The sequence below is a fragment of the Paramesorhizobium salinisoli genome (assembly GCF_003335045.1).
Lineage (GTDB): Bacteria > Pseudomonadota > Alphaproteobacteria > Rhizobiales > Rhizobiaceae > Paramesorhizobium > Paramesorhizobium salinisoli.
The window spans coordinates 331,894-355,169 of sequence record NZ_QOZG01000001.1 but is presented as its reverse complement, the minus strand read 5'-3'; the positions used below and the strand labels follow the sequence as shown (position 1 = coordinate 355,169).

Annotated in this window: 16 protein-coding genes; 9 read left to right on the top strand and 7 right to left on the bottom strand. The window is 60.4% G+C overall.

The window, feature by feature from the left end; translation table 11 throughout:
- Positions 1 to 15 precede the first annotated feature (15 nt).
- Both DUT91_RS01630 and DUT91_RS01625 read right to left on the bottom strand, forming a co-directional pair.
- A complete protein-coding gene (locus DUT91_RS01630) occupies positions 16 to 486 on the bottom strand; it encodes an Lrp/AsnC family transcriptional regulator (protein WP_114438616.1) in 471 nt (156 codons plus the stop codon).
- A 112-nt stretch (positions 487 to 598) separates the two neighbouring features.
- Positions 599 to 1,999 (bottom strand): TrkH family potassium uptake protein, encoded by a 1,401-nt coding sequence (locus DUT91_RS01625; RefSeq protein WP_114438615.1) that lies wholly within the window; start codon positions 1,997 to 1,999, stop codon positions 599 to 601.
- A 335-nt stretch (positions 2,000 to 2,334) separates the two neighbouring features.
- Between DUT91_RS01625 and trxB the strand changes: the two genes are divergently transcribed.
- Positions 2,335 to 3,309 (top strand): thioredoxin-disulfide reductase, encoded by a 975-nt coding sequence (gene trxB, locus DUT91_RS01620; RefSeq protein WP_114438614.1) that lies wholly within the window; start codon positions 2,335 to 2,337, stop codon positions 3,307 to 3,309.
- A 104-nt stretch (positions 3,310 to 3,413) separates the two neighbouring features.
- On the top strand, positions 3,414 to 4,319 hold the full coding sequence (locus DUT91_RS01615) for a LysR family transcriptional regulator (RefSeq protein ID WP_200834868.1): 906 nt from the start codon (positions 3,414 to 3,416) through the stop codon (positions 4,317 to 4,319).
- Positions 4,320 to 4,907: 588 nt separating this feature from the next.
- On the opposite strand, the gene DUT91_RS01610 is transcribed toward DUT91_RS01615, so the two are convergent.
- Positions 4,908 to 6,110, bottom strand: a complete 1,203-nt coding sequence (locus DUT91_RS01610; RefSeq protein WP_114438612.1) for a pyridoxal phosphate-dependent aminotransferase — start codon at positions 6,108 to 6,110, stop codon at positions 4,908 to 4,910.
- Between the two features lie 259 nt (positions 6,111 to 6,369).
- Between DUT91_RS01610 and DUT91_RS01605 the strand changes: the two genes are divergently transcribed.
- A complete protein-coding gene (locus tag DUT91_RS01605) occupies positions 6,370 to 6,984 on the top strand; it encodes a glutathione S-transferase family protein (protein WP_114438611.1) in 615 nt (204 codons plus the stop codon).
- A gap of 77 nt (positions 6,985 to 7,061) precedes the next feature.
- Here the strand turns inward: DUT91_RS01605 and DUT91_RS01600 are convergent, their stop codons facing one another.
- The gene (locus DUT91_RS01600) at positions 7,062 to 7,271 is read right to left on the bottom strand and encodes a cold-shock protein (RefSeq protein WP_114438610.1); all 210 of its coding nucleotides are present in this window, start codon (positions 7,269 to 7,271) and stop codon (positions 7,062 to 7,064) included.
- A gap of 136 nt (positions 7,272 to 7,407) precedes the next feature.
- Between DUT91_RS01600 and DUT91_RS25725 the strand changes: the two genes are divergently transcribed.
- A complete protein-coding gene (locus DUT91_RS25725; RefSeq protein ID WP_160113618.1) occupies positions 7,408 to 7,719 on the top strand; it encodes a hypothetical protein in 312 nt (103 codons plus the stop codon).
- Between the two features lie 79 nt (positions 7,720 to 7,798).
- Positions 7,799 to 9,538, top strand: a complete 1,740-nt coding sequence (locus tag DUT91_RS01595) for an ABC transporter ATP-binding protein/permease (protein WP_245419491.1) — start codon at positions 7,799 to 7,801, stop codon at positions 9,536 to 9,538.
- Positions 9,539 to 9,572: 34 nt separating this feature from the next.
- On the opposite strand, the gene carB is transcribed toward DUT91_RS01595, so the two are convergent.
- Positions 9,573 to 13,058, bottom strand: a complete 3,486-nt coding sequence (gene carB / locus DUT91_RS01590; RefSeq protein WP_114438608.1) for a carbamoyl-phosphate synthase large subunit — start codon at positions 13,056 to 13,058, stop codon at positions 9,573 to 9,575.
- A 355-nt stretch (positions 13,059 to 13,413) separates the two neighbouring features.
- On the opposite strand from carB, the gene ypfJ reads away from it, so the two are divergent.
- The gene (gene ypfJ, locus DUT91_RS01585; RefSeq protein ID WP_114438607.1) at positions 13,414 to 14,358 is read left to right on the top strand and encodes a KPN_02809 family neutral zinc metallopeptidase; all 945 of its coding nucleotides are present in this window, start codon (positions 13,414 to 13,416) and stop codon (positions 14,356 to 14,358) included.
- Between the two features lie 69 nt (positions 14,359 to 14,427).
- Here ypfJ and carA read toward each other — a convergent pair whose 3' ends face one another.
- On the bottom strand, positions 14,428 to 15,672 hold the full coding sequence (gene carA / locus DUT91_RS01580) for a glutamine-hydrolyzing carbamoyl-phosphate synthase small subunit (protein ID WP_114438606.1): 1,245 nt from the start codon (positions 15,670 to 15,672) through the stop codon (positions 14,428 to 14,430).
- A 283-nt stretch (positions 15,673 to 15,955) separates the two neighbouring features.
- Between carA and DUT91_RS01575 the strand changes: the two genes are divergently transcribed.
- A complete protein-coding gene (locus tag DUT91_RS01575) occupies positions 15,956 to 16,408 on the top strand; it encodes a GatB/YqeY domain-containing protein (protein WP_114438605.1) in 453 nt (150 codons plus the stop codon).
- Positions 16,409 to 16,694: 286 nt separating this feature from the next.
- Here DUT91_RS01575 and DUT91_RS01570 read toward each other — a convergent pair whose 3' ends face one another.
- Positions 16,695 to 18,365: a Na/Pi cotransporter family protein gene (locus DUT91_RS01570; protein WP_114438983.1), complete on the bottom strand. Its 1,671-nt coding sequence runs from the start codon at positions 18,363 to 18,365 to the stop codon at positions 16,695 to 16,697.
- Positions 18,366 to 18,763: 398 nt separating this feature from the next.
- Here DUT91_RS01570 and dnaG point away from each other — a divergent pair, with 398 nt between their 5' ends.
- Complete coding sequence (dnaG, locus tag DUT91_RS01565) at positions 18,764 to 20,758, top strand: DNA primase (protein ID WP_114438982.1); 1,995 nt, start codon at positions 18,764 to 18,766, stop codon at positions 20,756 to 20,758.
- 343 nt (positions 20,759 to 21,101) lie between these two features.
- Positions 21,102 to 23,123, top strand: a complete 2,022-nt coding sequence (gene rpoD, locus DUT91_RS01560; RefSeq protein ID WP_114438604.1) for an RNA polymerase sigma factor RpoD — start codon at positions 21,102 to 21,104, stop codon at positions 23,121 to 23,123.
- The last annotated feature ends 153 nt before the right edge of the window (positions 23,124 to 23,276 follow it).

Here is a 23,276-nt window from a genome sequence, read left to right as displayed (position 1 = left end):
GACGGAAACGTTTACTTAAATCTGCATCAGGGCCTCGTCCTTGACCGGACGAATGGTGAGGGCGGTGCGCACGGAATCGACATTGGGCGTCGCCGTCAGTTCCTCGATGACGAAGGTCTGGAAGGTATTGATGTCGCGGGCGACGCAATGGAGCAGGAAATCCGACTCGCCCGAGACCATCCATGCGCGGCGCACCAGCGGCCAGTGCTTGGTCTTCTCGGCGAATGCCTTGAGATCCGCGTCCGCCTGCCTGTGCAGCCCGACCGAACAGAAGGCGACGAGGTCCTGCCCAACGGCGGAACCGTTCAAAATCGCGCGATAGCCACGAATGACGCCGCTTTCCTCAAGCTTACGCACGCGGCGCAGGCAGGGGGGCGCAGATATGCCGACTCGGTCGGCCAGTTCGACATTGGTGATCCGTCCATTGTTCTGTAATTCCCGCAGGATCTTCCAGTCTATATCGTCGAGATCGGCCTTGATCGGCATAGGCTTGGGCTCCGGTAGAGGCTTTCCTGCGCAAGGAAATTGCGCTTGCGGGTAATAATAATATCCGATTCCCGTTTTCCCGCAAACGGATGTTGCCGCGTCGCGCTCTTGCTCAACGCGCCCAGAAGCTGCGGGTGAAGAGGATGACGATGGTGACGATCTCCAGCCGTCCGGCAAGCATGAGGTAGCTCAGGACCCAGAGTGCGGGATCGCTGACGGTCGAGAAATTCCCGACGGGGCCGATCGTGTCGCCAAGGCCGGGGCCGACATTGGAAAGGGCGGTGAGGGCGCCGGTGAAGGCGGAGACGAAGTCGAGGCCGAGCGTGGCGAGCACCATGGCGCCAAGAATGAGCGAAGCCATGTAGAGGAAGAAAAACAGGAGCACGGTCTGTGCCGCTTCGGTGGAAACCTCGGACTCGCCGTAGCGGATCTTGACGATGGCATGGGGCATGATGAGCCGCGTCATGCTCGCGATGGCCAGCCGCCAAAGGATGATCAGGCGGTTCATCTTGATGCCGCCCGATGTCGATCCGGCGCAGCCGCCGATGAACGAGGCGAGAAAGAATATGCCGATCGAGAGCGGTCCCCAGAGCGAATAGTCTTCCGTGGCATAGCCGGTCGTCGTGATGATGGAGACGAGATTGAAGGCGGCGGTGATGAGCGCGTCGCTAAAGGGCAGGCCGTCGCCGACGCGCAACATGATGGCGAGCGTGAAGCTGAATCCGACGACGAGGAAGAGGAAGAGCGTGACCTGTGGATCGACCAGCGAGGAGAGGCGGCGCGGCATGACCGCCTTGATATAGAGGACGAAGGGCAGTGCGGCGAGCATCATGAAGATGGTGGAGATCACCAGCAGCAGGCGATTATGGGCATAAAAGCCGAGGGATGTGTCATGGGTGGAATATCCGGCCGTGGCGAGCGTGGTCATCGCGTGGTTTATGGCGTCGAACATGCTCATTCCGGCCAGGAAATAGGAAAGCATGCAAAGCGCTGACAGCCCGACATAGGCGAGCACGATGCCGAGCGCGATCTGGTTGACGCGCGGCAGGATCTTTTCCGATTTGTCGGAGGATTCCATATGGAAAAGCTGAATGCCGCCGACGCGCAGCGACGGCAGAAGCAACAGGGCCAAGCCAATGAAGCCGATGCCGCCGAGCCAGCACAGGAGCGAGCGCCACAGCAGGACACCTCGTGACATCTTGTCGAGGCCGGTGAGGACGGTAGAGCCTGTCGTGGTGATGCCTGACATCGACTCGAAAAAGGCGCCGGCAAAACTGATCGGCAGATGGGAGAAATAGAGGGGCAGGGCACCAAGAAACGCGGCAGTCAGCCAAAGCGATGCGGTCAGCAGGAAGCCAAGGCGCGGCGAGAACCGGACCCCCTGATTTTGTGTTGCCATCGCCACGAGCCCGGAAATCATTCCGGTAAAAATGGCGGTCTGGACGAAGACCGGCCAGTCAGGGCTGCCGTCGCCGAAATCCACGGCGGCCGGAACCAGCATGGCGAGCGCCATCACCAGGCCGAAACGCGCGCATATATTGCTGACAGTACGAAAAATGATGAAAATCCCGGTTGGCTGCTGCCCAATACAATTGCGGCCTTCTTAACGCGATAAGCGCCGGGCGGCAATTCCTCCCTCGCTGCATTGGGCGAAGGTTGCAAGCCTCGGACAAGCTGTGGCTAAACCTCCAGCCATGCAGTGCATGCCTTGCAAAACAGGTGCGCGAAACATTACTTTGGCAATAACTGACGCAATGTCTTCGGGGGCTCCGGGCATTGCGCGATCAATGCTGCCGAGGCCCTTGAACCGAAAGTCAGTTGCCCGCAGCCAAATTTAGGGATTTCGCCATGTCACAGCGCCACGCGCCCGTCCTCATCATCGGTTCCGGCCCCGCCGGATATACGGCAGCTATCTATGCGGCGCGAGCCATGCTGAAACCCGTGCTCGTCGCGGGCCTGCAGCAGGGCGGGCAATTGATGATCACCACGGACGTGGAGAACTATCCAGGCTATGCAGATCCGGTGCAGGGGCCGTGGATGATGGAGCAGATGGCCAAGCAGGCTGAAAATGTCGGCACCGAGATCGTCAGCGATATCATCGTCGAGGCCGATGTCTCGGTCAGGCCGTTTCGCCTGAAGGGCGATTCCGGCACGGAATATACCTGTGATGCGCTGATCATCGCCACCGGCGCGCAGGCCAAATGGCTCGGCATCGACAGCGAACAGGCCTTCATGGGCGGCGGTGTCTCTGCCTGCGCTACCTGCGACGGGTTCTTCTATCGCGGCAAGGATGTCGTGGTGATCGGTGGCGGCAATACGGCCGTCGAGGAAGCACTCTATCTCTCGCATCTGGCGAAATCGGTCACGGTAGTCCATCGCCGCGATGGGTTCCGGGCTGAAAAAATCCTGCAGGACCGGCTGTTCTCCAAGCCGAATGTGCAGGTCATATGGGACAGTGTTATCGAGGAGATCGTTGGCACCGAGGCTAAGCCGCCGATGGGCGCCACCGTGACCGGCGTGCGACTGAAGAACGTCAAGACGGGTCTGGTGAGCGAACTGGAGACGCATGGCGTCTTTGTCGCTATTGGCCACGCGCCTTCGGTCTCGCTTTTCGAGGGCAAGTTGAAGCAGAAGCCGAACGGCTATCTCTGGACGGCGCCTGATTCGACGGCCACAGACGTCACCGGCGTCTTTGCCGCCGGTGACGTCACCGACGACGTGTTCCGTCAGGCGGTGACGGCGGCGGGCATGGGATGCATGGCCGCGCTCGAAGCCGAACGCTGGCTCGCCGCGCAGGAGCCGATCCGCCAGGCTGCCGAATAGCTGACAGTTAGGGCATTCTTCACGCATAATCCTTATCCAAAAAGTCTATCATCTTTTTGCTGATGCTGACCTCAGTTCGGGATTACGCTCTAAAGGACGGGAAATTGGTTGCACCGCTCGACTGGGATAAACTGCGCATATTCCATGCCGCCGCTGAGGCTGGGTCGTTCACCCATGCCGCGCAGACGCTGCATCTTTCGCAGTCAGCCATCTCGCGCCAGGTAAGCGCGCTTGAGCAGGATGTCGGGGTGCCGTTGTTCCAGCGCCATGCGCGCGGGCTGATCCTCACCGAGCAGGGCGAATTGCTCTACCGCACGGCGCATGACGTGCTGATGAAGCTTGAGAATGTCCGCTCGCGGCTCGCAGAGAGCCGGGAGAAGCCGACTGGCCGCCTCCGGGTAACCACGACCGTCGGGCTTGGTTCGGGTTGGCTGATCGAGCGTGTGCAGGAGTTCATAGAACTTTATCCCGATGTCAGGTTGCAGCTTATCCTCGACAATGAGGAGCTCGATTTGACCATGCGGCATGCCGATTGTGCCATCCGCCTGCGCCAGCCTCAGCAGCCGGATCTGATCCAGCGCCGACTTTTCACGGTGCACATGCATGTCTATGCCGCGGCCAGCTATATCGCGAAGCATGGCAAGCTTGCGTCGGTGGACGAACTCGGCGAGCATCGCATCGTGACCTTCGGGGAACCAGCGCCGAGCTACCTGACCGGGCTCAACTGGCTGGAGATCGCCGGCCGCGGCGACAGCAGCCCGCGCATACCGACATTGCAGGTCAACAATCTCCTGTCGATCAAGCGCGCCGTGCAGCGCGGCGTCGGCATGGCGGTCTTGCCCGATTATATGGTCGACAAGGAATCGGGCCTTGTTCAGCTTCTTCCTGACATGGAGGAGATACCCTCCTTCGATACGTTCTTCTGCTATCCCGAAGCGTTGAAGAATTCCGCCAAGCTGCATGTCTTCCGCGATTTCCTGTTTTCCAAGGCGCGCACCTGGTCCTATTGAGCGCGGTTGGGCAGGTTTTCCCTTGGTCGGCTGTGTTTTTAGCTGTCGCGGCTCCAATCCTCGTCGTCTCATTGCCCGGCGATGCAAATGATCAAAATACAGGACCATCGGCGCACGCGGTGCGAAGATTTTCGCTGCTGAATCGGGCAGGCCGCTGTTTTTCTCCGCAATGATTTGCCCAAATTCCCGCTGCACTGCACATGTCGAAGGCAGGGAAACACTCGCCTTGGCTGAGAATTTTACCTAAAATAGAAGTCGCGTTCCCGTGACTGTCGTATAAGGCATTGAAATCGAAGCGGATTCCCGGCGATTTTTGCCATGCAGCAAACGCATGGCTGCCATGCGATTTCGTGCGCTTGTATTATCGGGGTGAAGGGCTCATATCCACGTCATCTCAACGATGCGTCTCCTCCTCCCATTGCGCATCCTTGAGTGTTCCCCTCTGGAGGTTTAGCCGGAAACGGCACCTTCAAAACTATAAGCCGGACAGTTTGTCCGGCTTTTTTTTGCGCTTTTTTCAAGCCATCCATCACCGGAAACGAAAAAGGGGCCTTGCGGCCCCTCTGTTTCGATCGACTATCCGTTGCCTCAGCGCAAGGAGGCACAAAAGCGCTGGATGCGGGAGCAGGCTTCTTCCAGCAGCACTTCCGAGGTGGCGTAAGAGATGCGGAAGTTGGGGCCGAGGCCGAAGGCCGAGCCGTGCACCACCGCCACGCCTTCGCTCTCCAGAAGCTCGGTGACGAAATCCTCGTCGGTCTCGATGATTTTGCCTGAGGGGGCCGTCTTGCCGATCAGGCCGGCGCAAGAGGGATAGACGTAGAACGCACCCTCGGGCGTCGGGCAGGTGATGCCCTTGGCCTGGTTGAGCATCGAGACGACCAGATCGCGGCGACCCTGGAAGATCTTCTTGTTCTCGGGAATGAAGTCCTGCGGGCCATTGAGCGCCTCGACCGCCGCCCATTGGGCGATGGAGCAGGCGCCGGAGGTCTGCTGGCCCTGGATCATGTCCATCGCCTTGATGAGTTGTAGCGGGCCACCGGCATAGCCTATGCGCCAGCCGGTCATGGCATAGGCCTTGGACACGCCGTTCATGGTGAGCGTACGGTCATAGAGCGACGGCTCCACCTGCGCGGGCGTGGTGAAGACGAAATCGCCATAGACCAGGTGCTCGTACATGTCGTCGGTGAGGATCCAGACATGGGGATGGCGCACCAGCACATCGGTCAGCGCCTTCAGCTCGGCCTCGGTATAGGCGGCGCCGGAAGGGTTCGACGGCGAGTTGAAGATCAGCCATTTGGTCTTGGGCGTGATGGCGGCTTCGAGATCACCAGCCGTGACCTTGAAATCGTTCTCGATGGTCGTTGCGACAAAAACCGGCGTGCCGCCGCAGATCGCCACCATTTCGGGATAGCTGACCCAATAGGGGGCGGGGATGATCACCTCGTCGCCGGGGTTTAGCGTCGCCATGAAGGCGTTGAACAGGATCTGCTTGCCGCCGGTGCCGACGATGGTCTGCTCCGGCTTGTAGTCGAGGCCGTTCTCGCGCTTGAACTTGGCGGAGATCGCCTGGCGCAGTTCGGGAATACCGGAGATGGGCGTGTACTTCGTCTCGCCGCGCTCGATGGCCGCGATGGCCGCCTTCTTGATATTATCCGGCGTGTCGAAATCGGGCTCGCCCGCGCCAAGGCCGATGACGTCCTTGCCTTTCGCCTTCAGTTCACGTGCTTTCTGGCTGACCGCGATGGTGGCGGAAGGCTTTACGCGGGAAAGGGCGTCGGCGAGGAATGCCATGGTTCGTTCTCCTGAATGGCAGTTGTTTAGCCGCAACCGGAGGCCGGGCATCGGTCCGGTTTGCGGCATTGCTATGTCCTAATGCGGGGGGAATCGCAAGAAAAGCTTTGATCGCGGCTTTCACCAGCCGGCGATTTTGCGCGGGGTGTTGCAGTAAACGGCGGAAACATCAGTATTTCTTGGCGAACAGTTCAGCGGAACTGATTGGACGGCAAGCGGCTGGTGCGGCATGAATCGCCCGTAACCGGAGATTTGATCCATGCCCGTCCTATATTCGCATCCTGATTCAGGAAATTCCTACAAGCCGCGGCTTTTGCTGGCGAAACTGGGGATGCCGTTTCGCCATGTCACCATGTCCTCGCGCGATGGTTCGACGCGGACGCCGGAATATCTCGCCAAAAACCCGAACGGCAAGCTTCCGCTGCTCGAACTCGACGATGGGCGCTTCCTTGCTGAATCCAACGCCATCCTGCTGCATCTGGCCGAAGGCACTCGGTATCTGCCGTCCGACACCTATGAACGGGCGCTGGTCTATCAATGGCTGTTCTTCGAGCAATATAGCCATGAGCCCTCCATAGCGGTGCGCCGTGCGCTGATGACCTATCCGGAGCGGGCGAAACTCGCGACGCCGGAAAGGCTTGCCGCCACGCTTGAAGGCGGAGACAAGGCGCTCGGCGTCATGGAAGCGCAGTTGCAAAAGACGCCCTTTCTTGCGGGCGAGGCGATCAGTGTCGCCGATATTGCGCTCTACGCCTATACGCATGATGCGGAACGCGGCGGCTTCGACCTGACGCGCTATCCCGCCGTGTCGGCCTGGCTCGGCCGCGTCGCCGCCGATCCCGGGCATGTGCCGCTCGGCTGGCTGCCGGAATAACGTTCGGTCATCAGCATAGAAAAAGGCGGGGTTTCCCCCGCCTTTTTCATTCTGGTTCTATCGCTGTGAAGCGGTGATCAGGCAACCGAGAGGTTGTCTGCGGAGGACTTGCCGGAACGGCGGTCCAGCACGATTTCGTAGTTGATCTTCTGGCCTTCATCGAGGCCGCGCAGACCTGCACGCTCGACGGCTGAGATGTGGACGAAAACGTCCGCGCCGCCCTGATCAGGCTGAATGAAGCCGAAGCCTTTTGTGCCGTTGAACCACTTCACTGTTCCCGTAGCCATGGGAAACTCCTTTAACGTCGTAAAAATAAAGGCCCGCATCATTCGCATACGCGCCCGTGGATCGATTATAGAGAGGAGATCGTCAGGAAGCGCGAACTAGTCGCACGGGTCGCAAAGTCACTCGACCGAAATATCGATGGCAAAATTCTATGACACAATTGCCTTGATTACAAGCCGTTCTGTAGAGGGATTATCGGTTGTGGCCTTGCATCCTGCCGGGCTGCCGTCCGCCCTGGCGATCAATGCAGCGCGCGCCTTAAAACCCCCATGTTGCCATCAATATGTTTCTGCCACATCTTTCCATGATTGGCGCTTCCTGCGCATCTTCAAGAGAGAGGAGCTCATATTGATTCTTCCCGATTGGAAGATGGCGGGAACAGACATATGGAGGGCTCATGGCATTGAAGACCCCGCGCAGAGCGTCTGGACCGGTTTCCGGCGAGGCTGAGACACCGAAAGCGGGAAAAGAGGCACCATCCTGGCGCGAGCGCCTGTTCCGCTCACGCGCCGGCCCCGACAAGGGCGGCATGGGTGGCGGTTTGGATATCGTGTCGCAGGGTTCGATGATGCTCGGCGCCTTCTGGGCGTCGCCAGTGCGCAGCGCCCTCATCTTTACCGGCAGTTCGATTTTCCTCCTCGTTGCGGCCATCGCCTATGGCCAGCTCTACCTCAACCGCTGGAATGTGCCGTTCTACGATGCGCTGGCGCGGCGGGACATGCCCGCGTTCCTGCATCAACTGCTGATTTTCCTTGGCATCGCGGGAACGCTTCTGGTGCTCAACGTGACGCAGACCTGGCTCAACCAGATGTTCAAGCTCAAGCTGCGCGAGGGGCTGGCAGGCGATCTGATTGGTCAATGGATGGTGCCGGGTCGTGCTTTCCGCCTGTCCGGCGCCGGCGAAATCGGCGTCAATCCGGATCAGCGGCTGCATGAGGATGCGCGCCATCTGGCTGAGATGACGGCCGATCTCGGCATCGGGCTGCTGCAGGCGTCGATCCTGCTCATCAGTTTCGTCGGCGTCCTGTGGGCGCTGTCGAGCGGCTTCATCTTCCATGTCGGCGGCTACAATTTCTCCATTCCCGGCTATATGGTCTGGGCAGCGATGCTCTATGCGGCTTCGGCTTCCTGGCTGACATGGATGGTCGGACGCAGGCTGGTGACGATCAATGCCGACCGCTACGCGCGGGAGGCGGAGCTTCGGTTTTCGCTGATGCGCGTCAATGAGCATATCGATGCGATCGCGCTGGCGCGTGGCGAGGCCGATGAAAAACGGCGGCTCGATCTCGATTTGGGTGCGGTTCTGATCGCCATCAGGCGTATCGTCCTGGCGCTGACCAATCTGACATGGGTGACCGCCGGCTATGGCTGGTTCACCATCGTCGCGCCGATCCTTGTCGCCGCTCCTGTTTATTTCGCCGGGGGACTGACCTTCGGCGGGCTGATGATGGCTGTTGGCGCTTTCACGCAGGTACATACGTCGCTGCGCTGGTTCGTCGATAATTTCGGCGCTATCGCGGATTGGCGCGCGACGCTGCTGCGCGTCGCTTCGTTCCGCCAGGCAGTGCTCAAGATGGACGAGATGGGTACGCTCGACCGACGGATCGCCATTGAGGAGAATGAAGACAGCCGCATGACCATCAACAATCTCGAAATCGTCTCGACCGAGGGCGGCATGAAACTGCGCGAGACACATATAGAAATCAACGAGAAGGAGCGCGTGCTGATCGTCGGCCAGCCCGGCACCGACAAGACGCTCCTGTTCCGTGCTCTTGCCGGGCTGTGGCCGTGGGGAGCAGGCAGGATCGGCCTGCCCAAAGGCAGCGATGTCGTCTACATGCCGCGCACGCCGTATTTCCCGCCCTCGTCGCTACGCGGCGCGCTCGCCTATCCGCTCGACAGCGGCCGCTTTTCAGAGCACGACCTGCAGGCGGCGTTGCAGCGGGGCGGGCTGGAGCGACTGGCCGGAAGTCTCGACCGCGTTGCGCGCTGGGACCGTGTACTGGCCGAGGACGAACAGCAATGCCTCGCCTTCGCGCGGCTCAGCCTTATCAATCCGCGCTGGGTAGTGGTGGACGAAGCGCTCGACGGCATGGAGGAGGACGCGCTCGAACGCGTCCTCGACATTCTACGCAATCATCTGCAGGACGCGGCCATCATCCATATCGGTCGGCGAAAGACGCATGGCAACGTGTTTTCACGAATATTGCATCTGGAGAAGAACGAGGCCGGGGAGCCGCTGGAACTGCCGGTGCATAAATATGGGTGAGGGCGGGGCAAAGCTCCCGCCCTACCTCCGATATTCAGTTGAAATAATCCTGCAACGGCCTGACCTCCAGCGATCCGGCCTTCAGCGCGGCGATGGCTTCGGCTACGGCTTCCGCGCCGGCGAGGGTCGTATAGTACGGCACCTTCTGCATCAGCGTGGCGCGGCGGATCGACTTTGAGTCGGAGACCGCCTTGGCGCTGTCGGTGGTGTTGAAGACGATGTGGACCTGGCGGTTGCGGATGGCGTCCTCGATGTGGGGGCGGCCTTCCAGGACCTTGTTGATCTTCGCCGCCTCGACGCCGTTTTCGGCCAGGAAGCGCTGAGTGCCGCCGGTGGCGAGAACCTTGAAGCCGATGCCGGCAAGGCGCTTCACGGCGGGCAGGATGCCGGCCTTGTCCTCGTCGCGCACCGATACGAACAGCGTGCCGTCGCGCGGGAGATCGACACCTGCGCCGAGCTGCGCCTTGGCGAAGGCCAGCGCGTAGTCGTAATCAAGGCCCATGACCTCGCCGGTCGAGCGCATTTCCGGTCCAAGCAGGATATCGACGCCTGGGAAACGGGCGAAGGGGAACACGGCTTCCTTGACGGCGATATGCGGGCGGGTCGCCAGATCCGGCTTGCCGCCATAAGCGCCCAGCGCCTCATCAAGCGTTTCGCCGGCCATGATGCGGGCGGCGACCTTGGCAATCGGCGTGCCGACGGTCTTGGCGACGAAAGGCACGGTGCGCGATGCGCGCGGATTGACTTCGAGCACGTAGATCGTGCCCTCCTTGATGGCGTATTGGACGTTCATCAGGCCGCCGACATTGAGCGCCTTGGCGAGCGCCGCCGTCTGGCGCTCGAGTTCGGTCACCATTTCCTTAGACAGCGTGTGAACCGGCAGCGAGCAGGCGCTGTCACCCGAATGGATGCCGGCTTCCTCGATATGCTCCATGATGCCGCAGACATAGGTGTCCTTGCCGTCGCACAGGCAATCGACATCGACCTCGATGGCTTCGCTCAGATAGGTATCGAACAGAAGCGGGTTCTTGCCCAGAAGCGTATTGATCTGGCCGGTCTTGTCGTTGGGATATTTCGCCTTGATATCCTCCGGCACCAGTTCGGGCACGGTGTCGAGCAGATAGCTTTGCAGGCCCCGCTCGTCATGGATGATCTGCATGGCGCGACCGCCCAGCACATAGGAGGGGCGGACGACCAGTGGAAAGCCCAGATCGCCGGCGATCAGCCGGGCCTGCTCGACGGAATAGGCGATGCCGTTCTTCGGCTGGTTGAGGCCGAGCTTCATCAGGAGCTTCTGGAAGCGGTCGCGGTCCTCGGCAAGGTCGATCGCGTCGGGCGAGGTGCCGAGGATCGGGATACCGGCCTTTTCCAGCGCGTCGGCGAGCTTCAGCGGGGTCTGTCCGCCGAACTGGACGATGACGCCGACGAGCGTGCCTGCCGCCTGTTCGGCGCGTAGGATCTCCAGCACGTCCTCCGCCGTCAGCGGCTCGAAATAAAGGCGGTCGGAGGTGTCATAGTCGGTCGACACCGTCTCCGGATTGCAGTTGATCATGATCGATTCGTAGCCGGCGTCGCCGAGCGCGAAGGCGGCATGGCAGCAGCAATAATCAAACTCGATGCCCTGGCCGATACGGTTCGGGCCGCCGCCGAGAATGACGACCTTCCTGGCTGAAGAGACCTGCGCCTCGGAGCGCGTCTCACCGGCAAAGGGCGTCTCGTAGGTCGAATACATATAGGCGGTGGGGGAGGCGAATTCGGCGGCGCAGGTGTCGATGCGCTTGAATACGGGATGCACGTCGAGCTTGGCGCGCAGCTTGGCTACATCCTCGGCATCCTGGCCTGTCAGGCTGGCAAGGCGGGCATCGGAGAAGCCCATGCCTTTAAGCATGCGCAGATTTTCCTGGTCGTGCGGCAGGCCGTGCTCGCGGATGCGGGCCTCCATGTCGATGATGCCCTCGATCTGTTCGAGGAACCACGGATCGATCTTGCAGCTCTCATGCACCTGCTCGAGCGACATGCCCATGCGGATCGCCTGCGCGACCATGCGCAGCCGGTCGGGCGTCGGCGTGCCTATTGCCGCGCGGATGGCGTTCTTGTCGTCGCCTTCCTCAATGCCGGGGATGGCGATCTCGTCAAGGCCGGTGAGGCCTGTTTCAAGACCGCGCAAAGCCTTCTGCAGCGATTCCTGGAAGGTACGGCCGATGGCCATGACCTCGCCGACGGATTTCATGGCGGTGGTCAGGATGGGCGAGGCGCCTGGGAATTTTTCAAAGGCGAAACGCGGGATCTTGGTGACGACATAATCAATCGACGGCTCGAAGGAGGCAGGCGTTGCGCCGCCGGTGATGTCGTTTTCCAGTTCGTCCAGCGTATAGCCGACGGCAAGCTTGGCCGCGACCTTGGCGATGGGGAAGCCGGTCGCCTTGGAGGCGAGCGCGGAAGAGCGCGACACGCGCGGGTTCATCTCGATGACGATCAGACGGCCGTCTGCCGGATTGACTGCGAACTGTACGTTCGAGCCGCCGGTCTCCACGCCGATCTCGCGCAGCACCGCGATGGAGGCGTTGCGCATGATCTGGTATTCTTTGTCCGTGAGCGTCAGCGCCGGGGCGACGGTGATCGAGTCGCCGGTATGGACACCCATCGGGTCGAGATTCTCGATGGAGCAGATAATGATGCAATTGTCCGCCTTGTCGCGGACGACCTCCATCTCATACTCCTTCCAGCCGAGCACGGATTCCTCGATCAGCACTTCGGTGGTCGGCGAGGCGTCGAGGCCGCGCTCGATGATCTCGTAAAATTCAGAACGGTTATAGGCGATGCCGCCGCCGGTGCCGCCGAGCGTGAAGGAGGGGCGGATGATCGCGGGGAGGCCGACATGCTCCAGCGCCTGGCCCGCCATGCCCATGGCATGCGCCATATAGCGCTGCTTGCGGTCGACTTCGCCGAGCTGCCATTCGGTTTCCAGCTTGTCCAAGGCGGTGTCGAGTTCGGCTCCGGTATATTTGGCCTTCAGCGCTTTACGCTGTTCCTCGTGCGCCTTGCGATCTTTATCCTTGGCATCGGTCGCATTGGCGAGCATCGATTTTGGCGTTTCCAGCCCGATTTTGCGCATCGCCTCGCGGAACAGCGCGCGGTCTTCGGCCTTGTCGATCGCCTCTGCGTTGGCGCCGATCATCTCGACATTGTAGCGGTCGAGCACGCCCATGCGCCGGAGCGACAGGGCAGTATTGAGCGCGGTCTGGCCGCCCATGGTGGGCAGGAGCGCGTCTGGCCGTTCCTTGGCAATGATCTTGGCGACGACTTCCGGCGTGATCGGCTCGATATAGGTGGCGTCAGCCAGTTCCGGATCGGTCATGATCGTTGCCGGATTGGAATTGACGAGGATGATGCGGTAGCCTTCCTCCTTCAGCGCCTTGCAGGCCTGGGTGCCGGAATAATCGAACTCACATGCCTGGCCGATGACGATCGGCCCCGCACCGATGATCAGGATCGATTTAATGTCTGTACGTTTCGGCATGATGCTATCCTGTCGCTTAGGCCACGCGCTGCCCTGAAAGCCCGCGAGGGTTTCCCGGCGGGTTGACAGCAAAATTCGTCTATGAGGCTAAGCGGGCCTTATAGGCAAAGGATCGCTGCGGCGTAACCCCCAAAAACACGATTATTCATGGTTATTTTCGGGCTTTCTTCGGAAATGTCGTCGCAGAAGCCGCGCGAACAAGGCGGATTCCGCCTGTTCTTAAGAAAGCGAATACCGCGTTTGCCTTAAAATCACGCCGAAAACGGTTTGCCTGTTAGGATGTGCAAAGGCTGGTTGTGAACATTTGTGTTTTGCGCCATTAATTCCACAGGCAGCATCAAGGAGTGTCGGGATCATGCGCTGGCAAGGCGGCAGGCAAAGCGACAATGTGGAAGACCTCCGGGGCGAGAATGACGGAGCCCAGGGCGGCCCTGGCCAGGGGGGCTTGGGCGGCCTCGGCGGTGGAGGGATGGTCGGACCGGCCTTCCAACTGGTGCGCGGCGGCGGCATTTCCGGCATCGTCATCCTGGTCGTGCTGTTCTTCGGACTGAAAGCCTGCGGGCTCGATCCGATGCAGTTCCTTTTGAACGGCAATCTTACGCCTGTCCAAACCCAGGGGCAGAGCCAAACCCAGGTATCCGGCGCGCCTTCGCAGCAGCGCAATGACGAGATGACCCAATTCGTCAAGACCATCCTCGCAGAAACCGAGGATGTGTGGAGCGGCATCTTCAAGGCGAATGGCGCGACCTATACGCCGCCGACCATGGTGCTGTTCAGCAATCAGGTGCGATCGGCATGCGGCTTCGCCAGCTCCGCCTCCGGGCCATTCTACTGCCCCGGCGACCGCAAGGTTTATATCGATCTGAGTTTCTACAATGAGCTCGCCAACCGCTTCGGCGCATCCGGCGATTTCGCCCAGGCTTATGTGCTGGCGCATGAGGTCGGACATCATGTGCAGAACCTGCTCGGCATCCTGCCACGTGTCAATCAGATGCGGCAGTCGATGAACGAAGCCGACTCGAACAAATTATCAGTGCGCGTCGAGCTGCAGGCGGACTGCTTCGCCGGCATTTGGGGCTATTACACCAACCAGAAAGGCATCGTCGAACAGGGCGATCTCGAGGAGGCGATCAACGCCGCCCACCAGATCGGCGACGACACGCTGCAAAAGCGCGCACAGGGCTATGTCGTGCCAGAGTCCTTCAACCACGGCACGTCGGCGCAGCGGGCCGAGTGGTTCACCCGCGGGTATAATTCCGGCAAGGTCGATTCCTGCGATACGTTCAACGCAGATATTTGAGTTTTCCCACTGGAATGCAAAAAAGCCGGCGAGTAACGCCGGCTTTTTTGTTTTGTTTCAACCTTTGCTTTAGGCGGCGTGTGCTGCCTGCGGCCGTTCCGGTAGCAGTGGTTCGCCCTTCTTCTCACGAATGAGGTTGAAGAAGCGGCTGAAGAGATAGTGCGAATCCTGCGGGCCGGGCGAGGCTTCCGGATGGTGCTGCACCGAGAAGACTGGCTTGCCGGCAAGGCGCAGGCCGCAATTCGATCCGTCGAACAGCGAGATATGGGTTTCGTCCACGCCATCGGGCAGCGAGTCGGAATCGACCGCGAAGCCGTGATTCATCGAGACGATCTCCACCTTGCCCGTGGTGTGATCCTTGACCGGATGGTTGGCGCCATGATGCCCCTGATGCATCTTCTGCGTCGTGGCGCCGAGCGCCAGCGCCAGCATCTGGTGGCCGAGGCAGATGCCGAACAGCGGAATATCGGTGTCGATCAGCTTCTTGATGGTGGGTACGGCGTATTCACCGGTCGCCGCCGGATCGCCGGGGCCGTTCGACAGGAAAATGCCGTCCGGATTGTGCGCCAGCACGTCTTCCGCCGTCGCGGTTGCGGGCAGGACCGTGACTTTCGCGCCGAGCCCGGTCATCAGCCGCAGGATGTTGCGCTTCACGCCGTAATCGATGGCGACGATGTGGTAGCGCGGCGCGTCCTCGGTGGCATAACCCTCGTTCCAGACCCAAGGCGTCTCGTTCCAGACGGAGGTCTGGCCGGAGGTGACGTCCTTGGCAAGGTCGAGATCGACCAGGCCATGCCAGGCGGCTGCGCGTTTCTTGAGCGCCGGAATGTCGAATTCGCCCGAGGGGTCATGGGCGATGACGGCGTTGGGCGTTCCCTTTTCACGGATTAACGCCGTCAGCGCGCGGGTATCGATGCCGGAAAGGGCGATGATGCCGCGGCTCTTCAGCCATTGGTCGAGATCGGCGGCGGCGCGATAATTGGAGGGTTCGGTAATGTTCGCCTTGAAGACCGCACCGACGGCGCCGGACCGGTTCGCCGGCGTCAGATCCTCGATATCCTCGCCATTGGTTCCGACATTGCCGATATGGGGGAAGGTGAAGGTGACGATCTGTCCCGCATAGGAGGGATCGGTCAGGATTTCCTGATAGCCCGTCAACGCGGTGTTGAAGCAGACTTCGGCCTCGATCGCGCCGGTCGCGCCGGCGCCCATGCCCTCGATAACCGTACCATCAGCGAGCACGAGCAGGGCGGTCGGTCTGGTCGTCGTCCAGGCTGCGGTTTGGGGCGCGGTCTTCTTGGCGGGGGCGGTCATCAGGCACTCCAGATCGGTTCGTGAACAGGGCTTGAAAGCAAGCCAGTTTCATTCCATATGACATGACAAAACGCGACGGGCCGATCAAGCCTGCCGCCGCGTGTCCATAACAATGTCCAGCTAGGCTTTGGACAATAGAGAAACCGGACGCTTCGGTCAATCGTTTACGATAAACGCTCCACGAAATAATTTCATGAGGAGATTCAATTGTTTGCTGTTCAGCAACAATTGATTTCGCGTTCACGAAGCGTTAAAATCGGATACCAAATCAGGAGATACCGCCATGTTGCGCGACCAGATCGCCCAGGCACTCAACACCGCCGTCAAGGCACAGGACAAACGCCGCGTTTCGACGCTCCGTCTTATCCTTGCGGCGTTGAAGGACCGCGACATCGCCAATCGCACGGCCGGCAAAGACCCGGTTTCGGATGACGAATTGAGCGCGATCCTTTGCAAAATGATCAAGCAGCGCGAGGAATCAGCGAAGATATACGAGGAAGGCAGCCGTCTTGAACTGGCCGAAGGCGAACGCGCCGAGATCGAGGTCATTCGCGGATTCCTGCCGCAGCAGCTCTGCGAGGCCGACGTGAAGAAGGCCTGCGCCCATGTCGTCGAGGAAGTCGGCGCCGGTGGCCTGCGTGACATGGGCAAGTGCATGAACGCGCTGAAGGAACGCTTCCCCGGCAAGATGGATTTCAGCAAGGCGAGCGGCATCGTCAAGGGACTGCTGCAGTAGGCTGCCTTGGGACTGAACGGAGATTCGACGGCGGCCTGGAAACGAGCCGCCGTTTTTGTTTGAAGGGGTCGCGCAGGTTGGCGCTTCTCGACACCCCCCTCTGCCCTGCCGCGCATCTCCCCCACAAGGGTGGAGATTACGCCTTCATCAACGTTCACCACCAATCATAGATGTTGAAGAGTGAGGGTAAGATCCATGTCAGCCAATCTCCATCCTTGTGGGGGAGATGCCCGACCGGGCAGAGGGAGAGGTATAACGCCTGTTTCCATGTGAAGGCGCATCCGCCTCAGCTCTGCGCCACTTTCAGCCTTGTGTCCCTGAGCAGGCCCTGTTCCTCCAAAACCGGATAGGCCATCGATGCGAGGAGGGAATTGATCTGCTTGAGATCGCGGATGGTGTCGAGGTGGATGGTGCTTGTCTCCAGGCTGCGCGTCGCTCCCTCGCGCAGGCGCGAGAAATGGCGTTGGCTGGTATCCTTCTCCATGTCGCGCAGCCGATCCTTCTCCTGCACCAGTTGGCGGGCGGTGTGGCCGTCACGCGAGACGAGAACGTTGAAGGCAAGATGCGCGTTGGCCAGGACGAAGGCGTGGAACTGGGACAGCTCGCGCCAGCCTTCCTCGGTAAACTCCAGCTTGCGATCCATCTTTTTCTGCACATGGGCAAGCATGTTGCGCACGATGATGTCGCCGACCTGCTCCAGCTTGACGCATGCGCCAAGCAGTTCCTGCGTGCGTAGAGCCTCATAGTCGGAAAGCTCCCCGGTGGCGAGCTTGGCGAGGTAGAGCTTGATGGCTGCATGACGCCGGTCGACGCGGTCGTCGAGCGCCGCCAGTTCCTTGATGCGCGCCGGATCGGGGTTTTCATAGAGATCCATGACCCGTTGCAGCATGATCTCCACGGTCTCGCAGACGCGCACCACTTCGCGGGTCGCGTTGGCAAGCGCCTGCGACGGTGTGTCGAGAACGCTCGGATCAAGGGCGCTCAATTCTTCCGCCGCCATCGGCTGCGGCTGGGCCTTGGGCTTGTTGAGATTCACCAATCCTTCTGTAGCGCGCAGCACCATTCCAGAAAGCGGGATGCCGGCAAGCAGGATGATGATGTTGAACAGGATGTGGGCGTTGACGATCTGATTGACCGGATCGCTGCCAAGCAGGCCCAGCGGGGGATGGAAGGTAAGGAACAGCACCAGGACGATAAGCGAGCCCGCGCCCCGCATCAGGAGATTGCCGAGCGGCACGACGCGGGTTTCGGGGGGGGCGTTGCGGGTCAGGATCGGGGCGATGATCGAGGAGCCGAGATTGACGCCGAGCACCATGACGAGGCCGAGTTCCGGGTGAATCAGGCCGCGCGAAGCGAAAGTGGTGAGAAGGATGACGCCGGCGATGCTGGAATGGAACAGCCAGGTGATGAGCGCAGCCAGCAGATAGGCAGTGATCGGGTCGCCCGAGAGATAATCGACGATGATCGGCAGGAGTTGGCTATGGCGCAGCGGTTCGGTTGCCTGCCCGGTCATTTCAAGCGACAGGATGAGGAGGCCGACACCGACCAGTATCCGACCGTTCTGACGCCAGTCGCGCCGCTCGGTGGTCATGAAAATGGCGGTGCCGGCGAGAATGCAGATCGGCACGAGAATGGTCAGGTCATAGCTGAGGATCTTGACGACAAGGGCTGAGCCGACCTCAGCGCCGCGCACGGCCATAAGCCCGGCGATGCCGCTGACGAAACCGGAGCCCACGAAGGAGCCGACGAGAAGGGTGACCGCCGTGGAGCTCTGCAGGGCAATGGCAAGCGCCGTGCCGAAGCCGATTGCCAGGATCGGACGCTTTATCACGCCACGCAGGCGCTGGCGCAGCTGGTCGCCATAGGTTCTTTCGACGCCCGTGCGCACCATGCGCGTCGCCCACAAGAGAAGGGCGACCGCTCCAGCCAGATGCAGCAAGACAACAGAACCGTTCACGAGATCACGTCCTTTCGGGACAGCGCGCCGAACCAATGCGATGGACTGACCGAAGGCATCGTTCAAGCAAGTGTAACTTAACAGAAAAAAATATGTTCCGGCTAAACAGTTTTTTGCTTAAAAATAGGTATCCTGGCATTATTCCCGTGCGTTCGTGCAGGTAGTGTGACAATTTTATGACAATTGGATGGTCTGTTTATAACGCCCAGGTGACGGGGCCTGAGAGAAGGTGGCCGCTTTATTGGCGGGGAGCCGTGCAGATGATGATTCGTATATTCGCGTGGGGATAAACCGAACTCACCGTTTGGCGAGCGGTACAGTTGTGGCGTATGGTAACAGATGGTCTTGAGGCCATCAGGCTTTCCAAAACCAATTTGAACCCCCCGAGCGTTGTGCAAATGCGTTTTCCGCCTTCCTTTCTCGATGAGATACGAGACCGCGTGCCGATCTCGACGCTGATCGGGATGCGGGTTTCGTTCGACCGCAAGAAGACCAATGCCGCCAAGGGCGATTTTTGGGCCTGTTGCCCATTCCATGGTGAAAAGACGCCAAGCTTCCATTGCGAGGACCGCAAGGGGCGCTATCATTGCTTCGGCTGCGGCGTGACGGGCGATCATTTCAAGTTCCTGACTGATCTGGAAGGGCTGAATTTCCCCGAGGCGGTGCAGCGCGTCGCTGATATGGCCGGAGTGCCGATGCCGGCGCGGGATGCAGAATCGGAAAAGCGCGAGGCCGAGCGAGCCACGCTGCACGACGTAATGGATATGGCGGCGCGCTTTTTCGAGCAGCAATTGCAATCCGCAGCGGGCGCGAAGGCGCGTGCCTATCTGCGCGATCGGGGCCTGTCCGCGGCGACGCAGCAGGCGTTCCGCCTCGGCTACGCACCGGAAAGTCGCAATGCGCTCAAGGAACATCTGGCGAGCAAGGGCGCGACGCGCGAGCAGATCGAGGCGTGCGGGCTGGTCTATTCGGGCGAGGGCATCGCCGTTTCCTATGACCGCTTCCGCGACCGCATCATGTTTCCGATCGAGGATACGCGCGGGCGGGTCGTCGCGTTCGGCGGACGCGCGCTTTCCCCGGATGCGCCTGCCAAATATCTGAACTCACCGGAGACGGAGCTCTTCCACAAGGGGCGGATGCTTTACAATGCGCTGCGCGCTCGCAAGGCCTGCCAGCCGCAGGGCGGCGAGCCGGCCAAGGCGGTCATTGCCGTGGAAGGCTATATGGATGTCATCGCGCTGGCTCAGGCGGGTTTCGCGCAGGTGGTGGCGCCAATGGGGACGGCGCTGACCGAGGATCAGCTGGAACTCCTATGGCGGATGAGCCCGGAACCGGTGCTCTGTTTCGATGGCGACCAGGCGGGTATCCGCGCGGCCCATCGCGCTGTCGATCTCGGGCTGCCGGCGCTCAAGCCGGGCAAGTCGCTGCGCTTCGCGCTTTTGCCCGAGGGCAAGGATCCGGACGATCTGGTCAAGGCGGATGGGCCGCAGGCGTTCCATGCCGTGCTCAGGGATGCGCGGCCGCTCGCCGACATGCTGTGGACGCGCGAAGCGTCGGGCGGCGTGTTCGATACGCCGGAGCGGCGCGCGGAACTTGAAGCGCGGCTGCGCGAGATAACGGCGCGCATCGGCGACGAAAATGTGCGGCGGCATTATGCACAGGAGATGCGCGACCGGGCGCAGCAGTTCTTCGGGCAGGCGCGCCGAGGCAATCAGAACGACAATCCGAGGGGCAACAACCGGAACGGTTTTGGCCAGAACGGGTATGGTCAGGGCGGATACGGGCAGGGCGGATATGGTCAGCGGAGTCGGGGCGGCGCTCCGGGTCGTCTCGCCGTCTCCGAAAGCCTCGCCCGCTCATCACTGGTCAAAAGCGCTTCCTCCACATCAATGCCGCCCTTGCGCGAAACGGCGATCCTGTTGATCCTCATCAACCATCCCCGGCTGATCGATGAGGATTTCGAGGCGATGGCGGCGCTCGACCTCGAACATCCGCAGTTGCGCCGGCTGCATTTGGCGATGCTGGACGCGATGGCGGCGGCACATCTGCAGGACGGGCTGGAGATGCGCCAGGCGTTGCGCGCCGCAGGCCATGGCGAAACGATCGAGACGCTGGAAGTTATCGTGCGGCGCGCCCGCGTCTGGACGGCGACGGAACGAGCAGCGGAAGAGGACGCGCGCGAAGCATTGCGGCAGGCGGTTCACTTGCATCAACGCGCAAGAACTCTACATAAGGAGCTCAGAGCGGTGGAAGCCGCGCTTATGGACGATGAAACGGGCGAAGTTTTCGGCCGTCTTATCGATATCCAGAATGAAATCCGCAAAGCGGAGGCAATTGAAGCATTGATCGAGGGATTCGGGATTCCATCCGGACGACCGGCGGGCGGTTTCTGATTCGCTGGAATGAGAATGCACAAAATGATTCGCTTTTTTAGGCCGAATCAGATGACTCGCTCTTGACGAGCGGCCAAAATGACGGAATCAGAACGTTTTAATCATTGGGTGAAAACGGAAAACTGGCAATAGCTCAGCAAATTTTCCCGCGATGTTGTCTGAAATGGGCGGTATGGCCGCCTGAATATGCAAAACCTGCGATGCCGAAAACAGGGTTAATCGGTCATTAACAGGAAACAGCTAATCGCTGATGTCATGACGATGTGCGAAGCCCCCAACTGGCGAAGCCGTCCGCACTCTTTGCCCCTATAGAAAAGCGACCGGGTCGCCTGGAGATGAATATATGGCAACGAAGGTAAAGGAAAACGAGGAAGCTGAAGTCGAGCGCGAAGGCGCAACCGATGGGCCGCTTCTCGACCTTTCTGACGACGCTGTCAAGAAGATGATCAAGGTCGCAAAAAAGCGCGGCTATGTGACGATGGACGAGCTTAACGCCGTTCTCCCCTCCGAGGAGGTGACTTCCGAGCAGATCGAAGACACGATGGCGATGCTGTCCGATATGGGCATCAATGTCGTCGAGGATGACGAGCAGGACGCCGACGCCGAAGAGGCGGAGAGCGAAGAAGAGGCAGAAGGCGGCGAACTGGTCGAGGCGACCGGCACCGCAGTCGCAGCCACGACGACGAAAAAAGAGCCGACCGACCGTACCGACGACCCGGTGCGCATGTATCTGCGCGAGATGGGCTCAGTGGAGCTTCTGTCGCGCGAGGGCGAAATCGCCATCGCCAAGCGCATCGAGGCCGGCCGCGAGACAATGATCGCCGGGCTTTGCGAAAGCCCGCTGACCTTCCAGGCCATCATCATCTGGCGCGACGAGCTCAACGATTCGAAGATATTGCTGCGGGAAATCATTGACCTCGAAACCACCTATGCCGGTCCGGAAGCCAAGCAGGCGCCGGTTATCGAGCGGGTCGAGGAAGAAAAGCCCCGCGTTGACGAAAAGCCGCGCCGCGGCGGGCGTGACGATGACGACATCACCAATGTCGGCGGTGAGACCTCCATGGAGGAGGATGACGACGAAGACGATGAGGCCAATCTGTCGCTTGCCGCGATGGAAGCAGAGCTCCGTCCCCAGGTCATGGAAACGCTCGACCTGATCGCCGATACCTACAAGAAGCTGCGGAAGCTGCAGGACCAGCAGGTGGAAAGCCATCTCGCCGCGTCGGGTTCGCTTTCGTCGAGCCAGGAGCGCCGCTACAAGGAGCTGAAGGATCAGCTCATTTCAGCGGTCAAATCGCTCTCGCTCAACCAGAACCGTATCGAATCTCTGGTCGAACAGCTCTACGACATCAACAAGCGCCTGGTGCAGAACGAGGGCAAGCTCCTCCGCCTTGCCGAATCCTATGGCGTGCGCCGCGAGGATTTCCTGAAGGAATACCAGGGCAGCGAGCTTAACCCGAACTGGATCGAGAAAGTCTCGACCCTGCCGACGCGTGGCTGGAAGGAATTCAGCAAGAACGAAGCCAAGGCGATCGGCAATCTGCGCCACGAGATCCAGAATCTGGCGCAGGAGACGGCGATTTCCATTGGGGAGTTCCGCCGCATCGTCAATCAGGTGCAGAAGGGCGAACGCGAGGCGGCCATCGCCAAGAAGGAGATGGTCGAGGCCAATCTGCGCCTCGTCATCTCGATTGCCAAGAAATACACCAATCGCGGCCTGCAGTTCCTGGATCTGATCCAGGAAGGCAATATCGGCCTGATGAAAGCGGTCGATAAGTTCGAATACCGCCGTGGTTACAAGTTCTCGACCTATGCCACATGGTGGATCAGGCAGGCGATCACCCGCTCGATCGCCGATCAGGCCCGCACGATCCGCATTCCGGTGCACATGATCGAGACGATCAACAAGATCGTGCGTACCTCCCGCCAGATGCTGCACGAGATCGGCCGCGAGCCGACGCCGGAGGAACTGGCGGAAAAGCTCGCCATGCCGCTCGAAAAGGTGCGCAAGGTTCTGAAGATCGCCAAGGAGCCGATCAGCCTCGAAACGCCTGTCGGCGACGAGGAGGATTCACATCTCGGCGATTTCATCGAGGACAAGAACGCGCTCCTGCCGATCGACGCGGCCATTCAGGCGAATTTGCGCGATACGACGACGCGGGTTCTCGCCTCGCTGACGCCGCGCGAGGAGCGCGTGCTGCGCATGCGTTTCGGCATCGGCATGAACACCGATCATACGCTTGAAGAAGTCGGCCAGCAGTTCTCGGTGACGCGTGAGCGTATCCGCCAGATCGAGGCGAAGGCGCTGAGGAAGCTGAAGCATCCGAGCCGCTCCAGGAAGCTGCGCTCGTTCCTCGATAGCTGATCGTTTTTTGGAAATCATAAAAAGGGCGGCTCGTGCCGCCCTTTTTGCGTTTTCGTGCGTTGATATGGTTGGTGGGAGGTTTGGCCACGATGACCGGTGCCGATCGTCTCGACAGCGCCTTTCGAACCCGCTAGTTTGCCCGTGAAATCGAAA

Coding starts and splice junctions, on each gene's coding strand:
- dnaG (WP_114438982.1), top strand. CDS start 18,764: ATGCGTTTTCCGCCTTCCTTTCTCGATGAGATACGAGACCGCGTGCCG.
- DUT91_RS01630 (WP_114438616.1), bottom strand. CDS start 486: ATGCCGATCAAGGCCGATCTCGACGATATAGACTGGAAGATCCTGCGG.
- DUT91_RS01575 (WP_114438605.1), top strand. CDS start 15,956: ATGTTGCGCGACCAGATCGCCCAGGCACTCAACACCGCCGTCAAGGCA.
- carA (WP_114438606.1), bottom strand. CDS start 15,672: ATGACCGCCCCCGCCAAGAAGACCGCGCCCCAAACCGCAGCCTGGACG.
- DUT91_RS01600 (WP_114438610.1), bottom strand. CDS start 7,271: ATGGCTACGGGAACAGTGAAGTGGTTCAACGGCACAAAAGGCTTCGGC.
- DUT91_RS01605 (WP_114438611.1), top strand. CDS start 6,370: ATGCCCGTCCTATATTCGCATCCTGATTCAGGAAATTCCTACAAGCCG.
- ypfJ (WP_114438607.1), top strand. CDS start 13,414: ATGCGCTGGCAAGGCGGCAGGCAAAGCGACAATGTGGAAGACCTCCGG.
- DUT91_RS25725 (WP_160113618.1), top strand. CDS start 7,408: ATGGCAAAATTCTATGACACAATTGCCTTGATTACAAGCCGTTCTGTA.
- DUT91_RS01625 (WP_114438615.1), bottom strand. CDS start 1,999: ATGGCGCTCGCCATGCTGGTTCCGGCCGCCGTGGATTTCGGCGACGGC.
- trxB (WP_114438614.1), top strand. CDS start 2,335: ATGTCACAGCGCCACGCGCCCGTCCTCATCATCGGTTCCGGCCCCGCC.
- rpoD (WP_114438604.1), top strand. CDS start 21,102: ATGGCAACGAAGGTAAAGGAAAACGAGGAAGCTGAAGTCGAGCGCGAA.
- carB (WP_114438608.1), bottom strand. CDS start 13,058: ATGCCGAAACGTACAGACATTAAATCGATCCTGATCATCGGTGCGGGG.
- DUT91_RS01595 (WP_245419491.1), top strand. CDS start 7,799: ATGGGTGGCGGTTTGGATATCGTGTCGCAGGGTTCGATGATGCTCGGC.
- DUT91_RS01610 (WP_114438612.1), bottom strand. CDS start 6,110: ATGGCATTCCTCGCCGACGCCCTTTCCCGCGTAAAGCCTTCCGCCACC.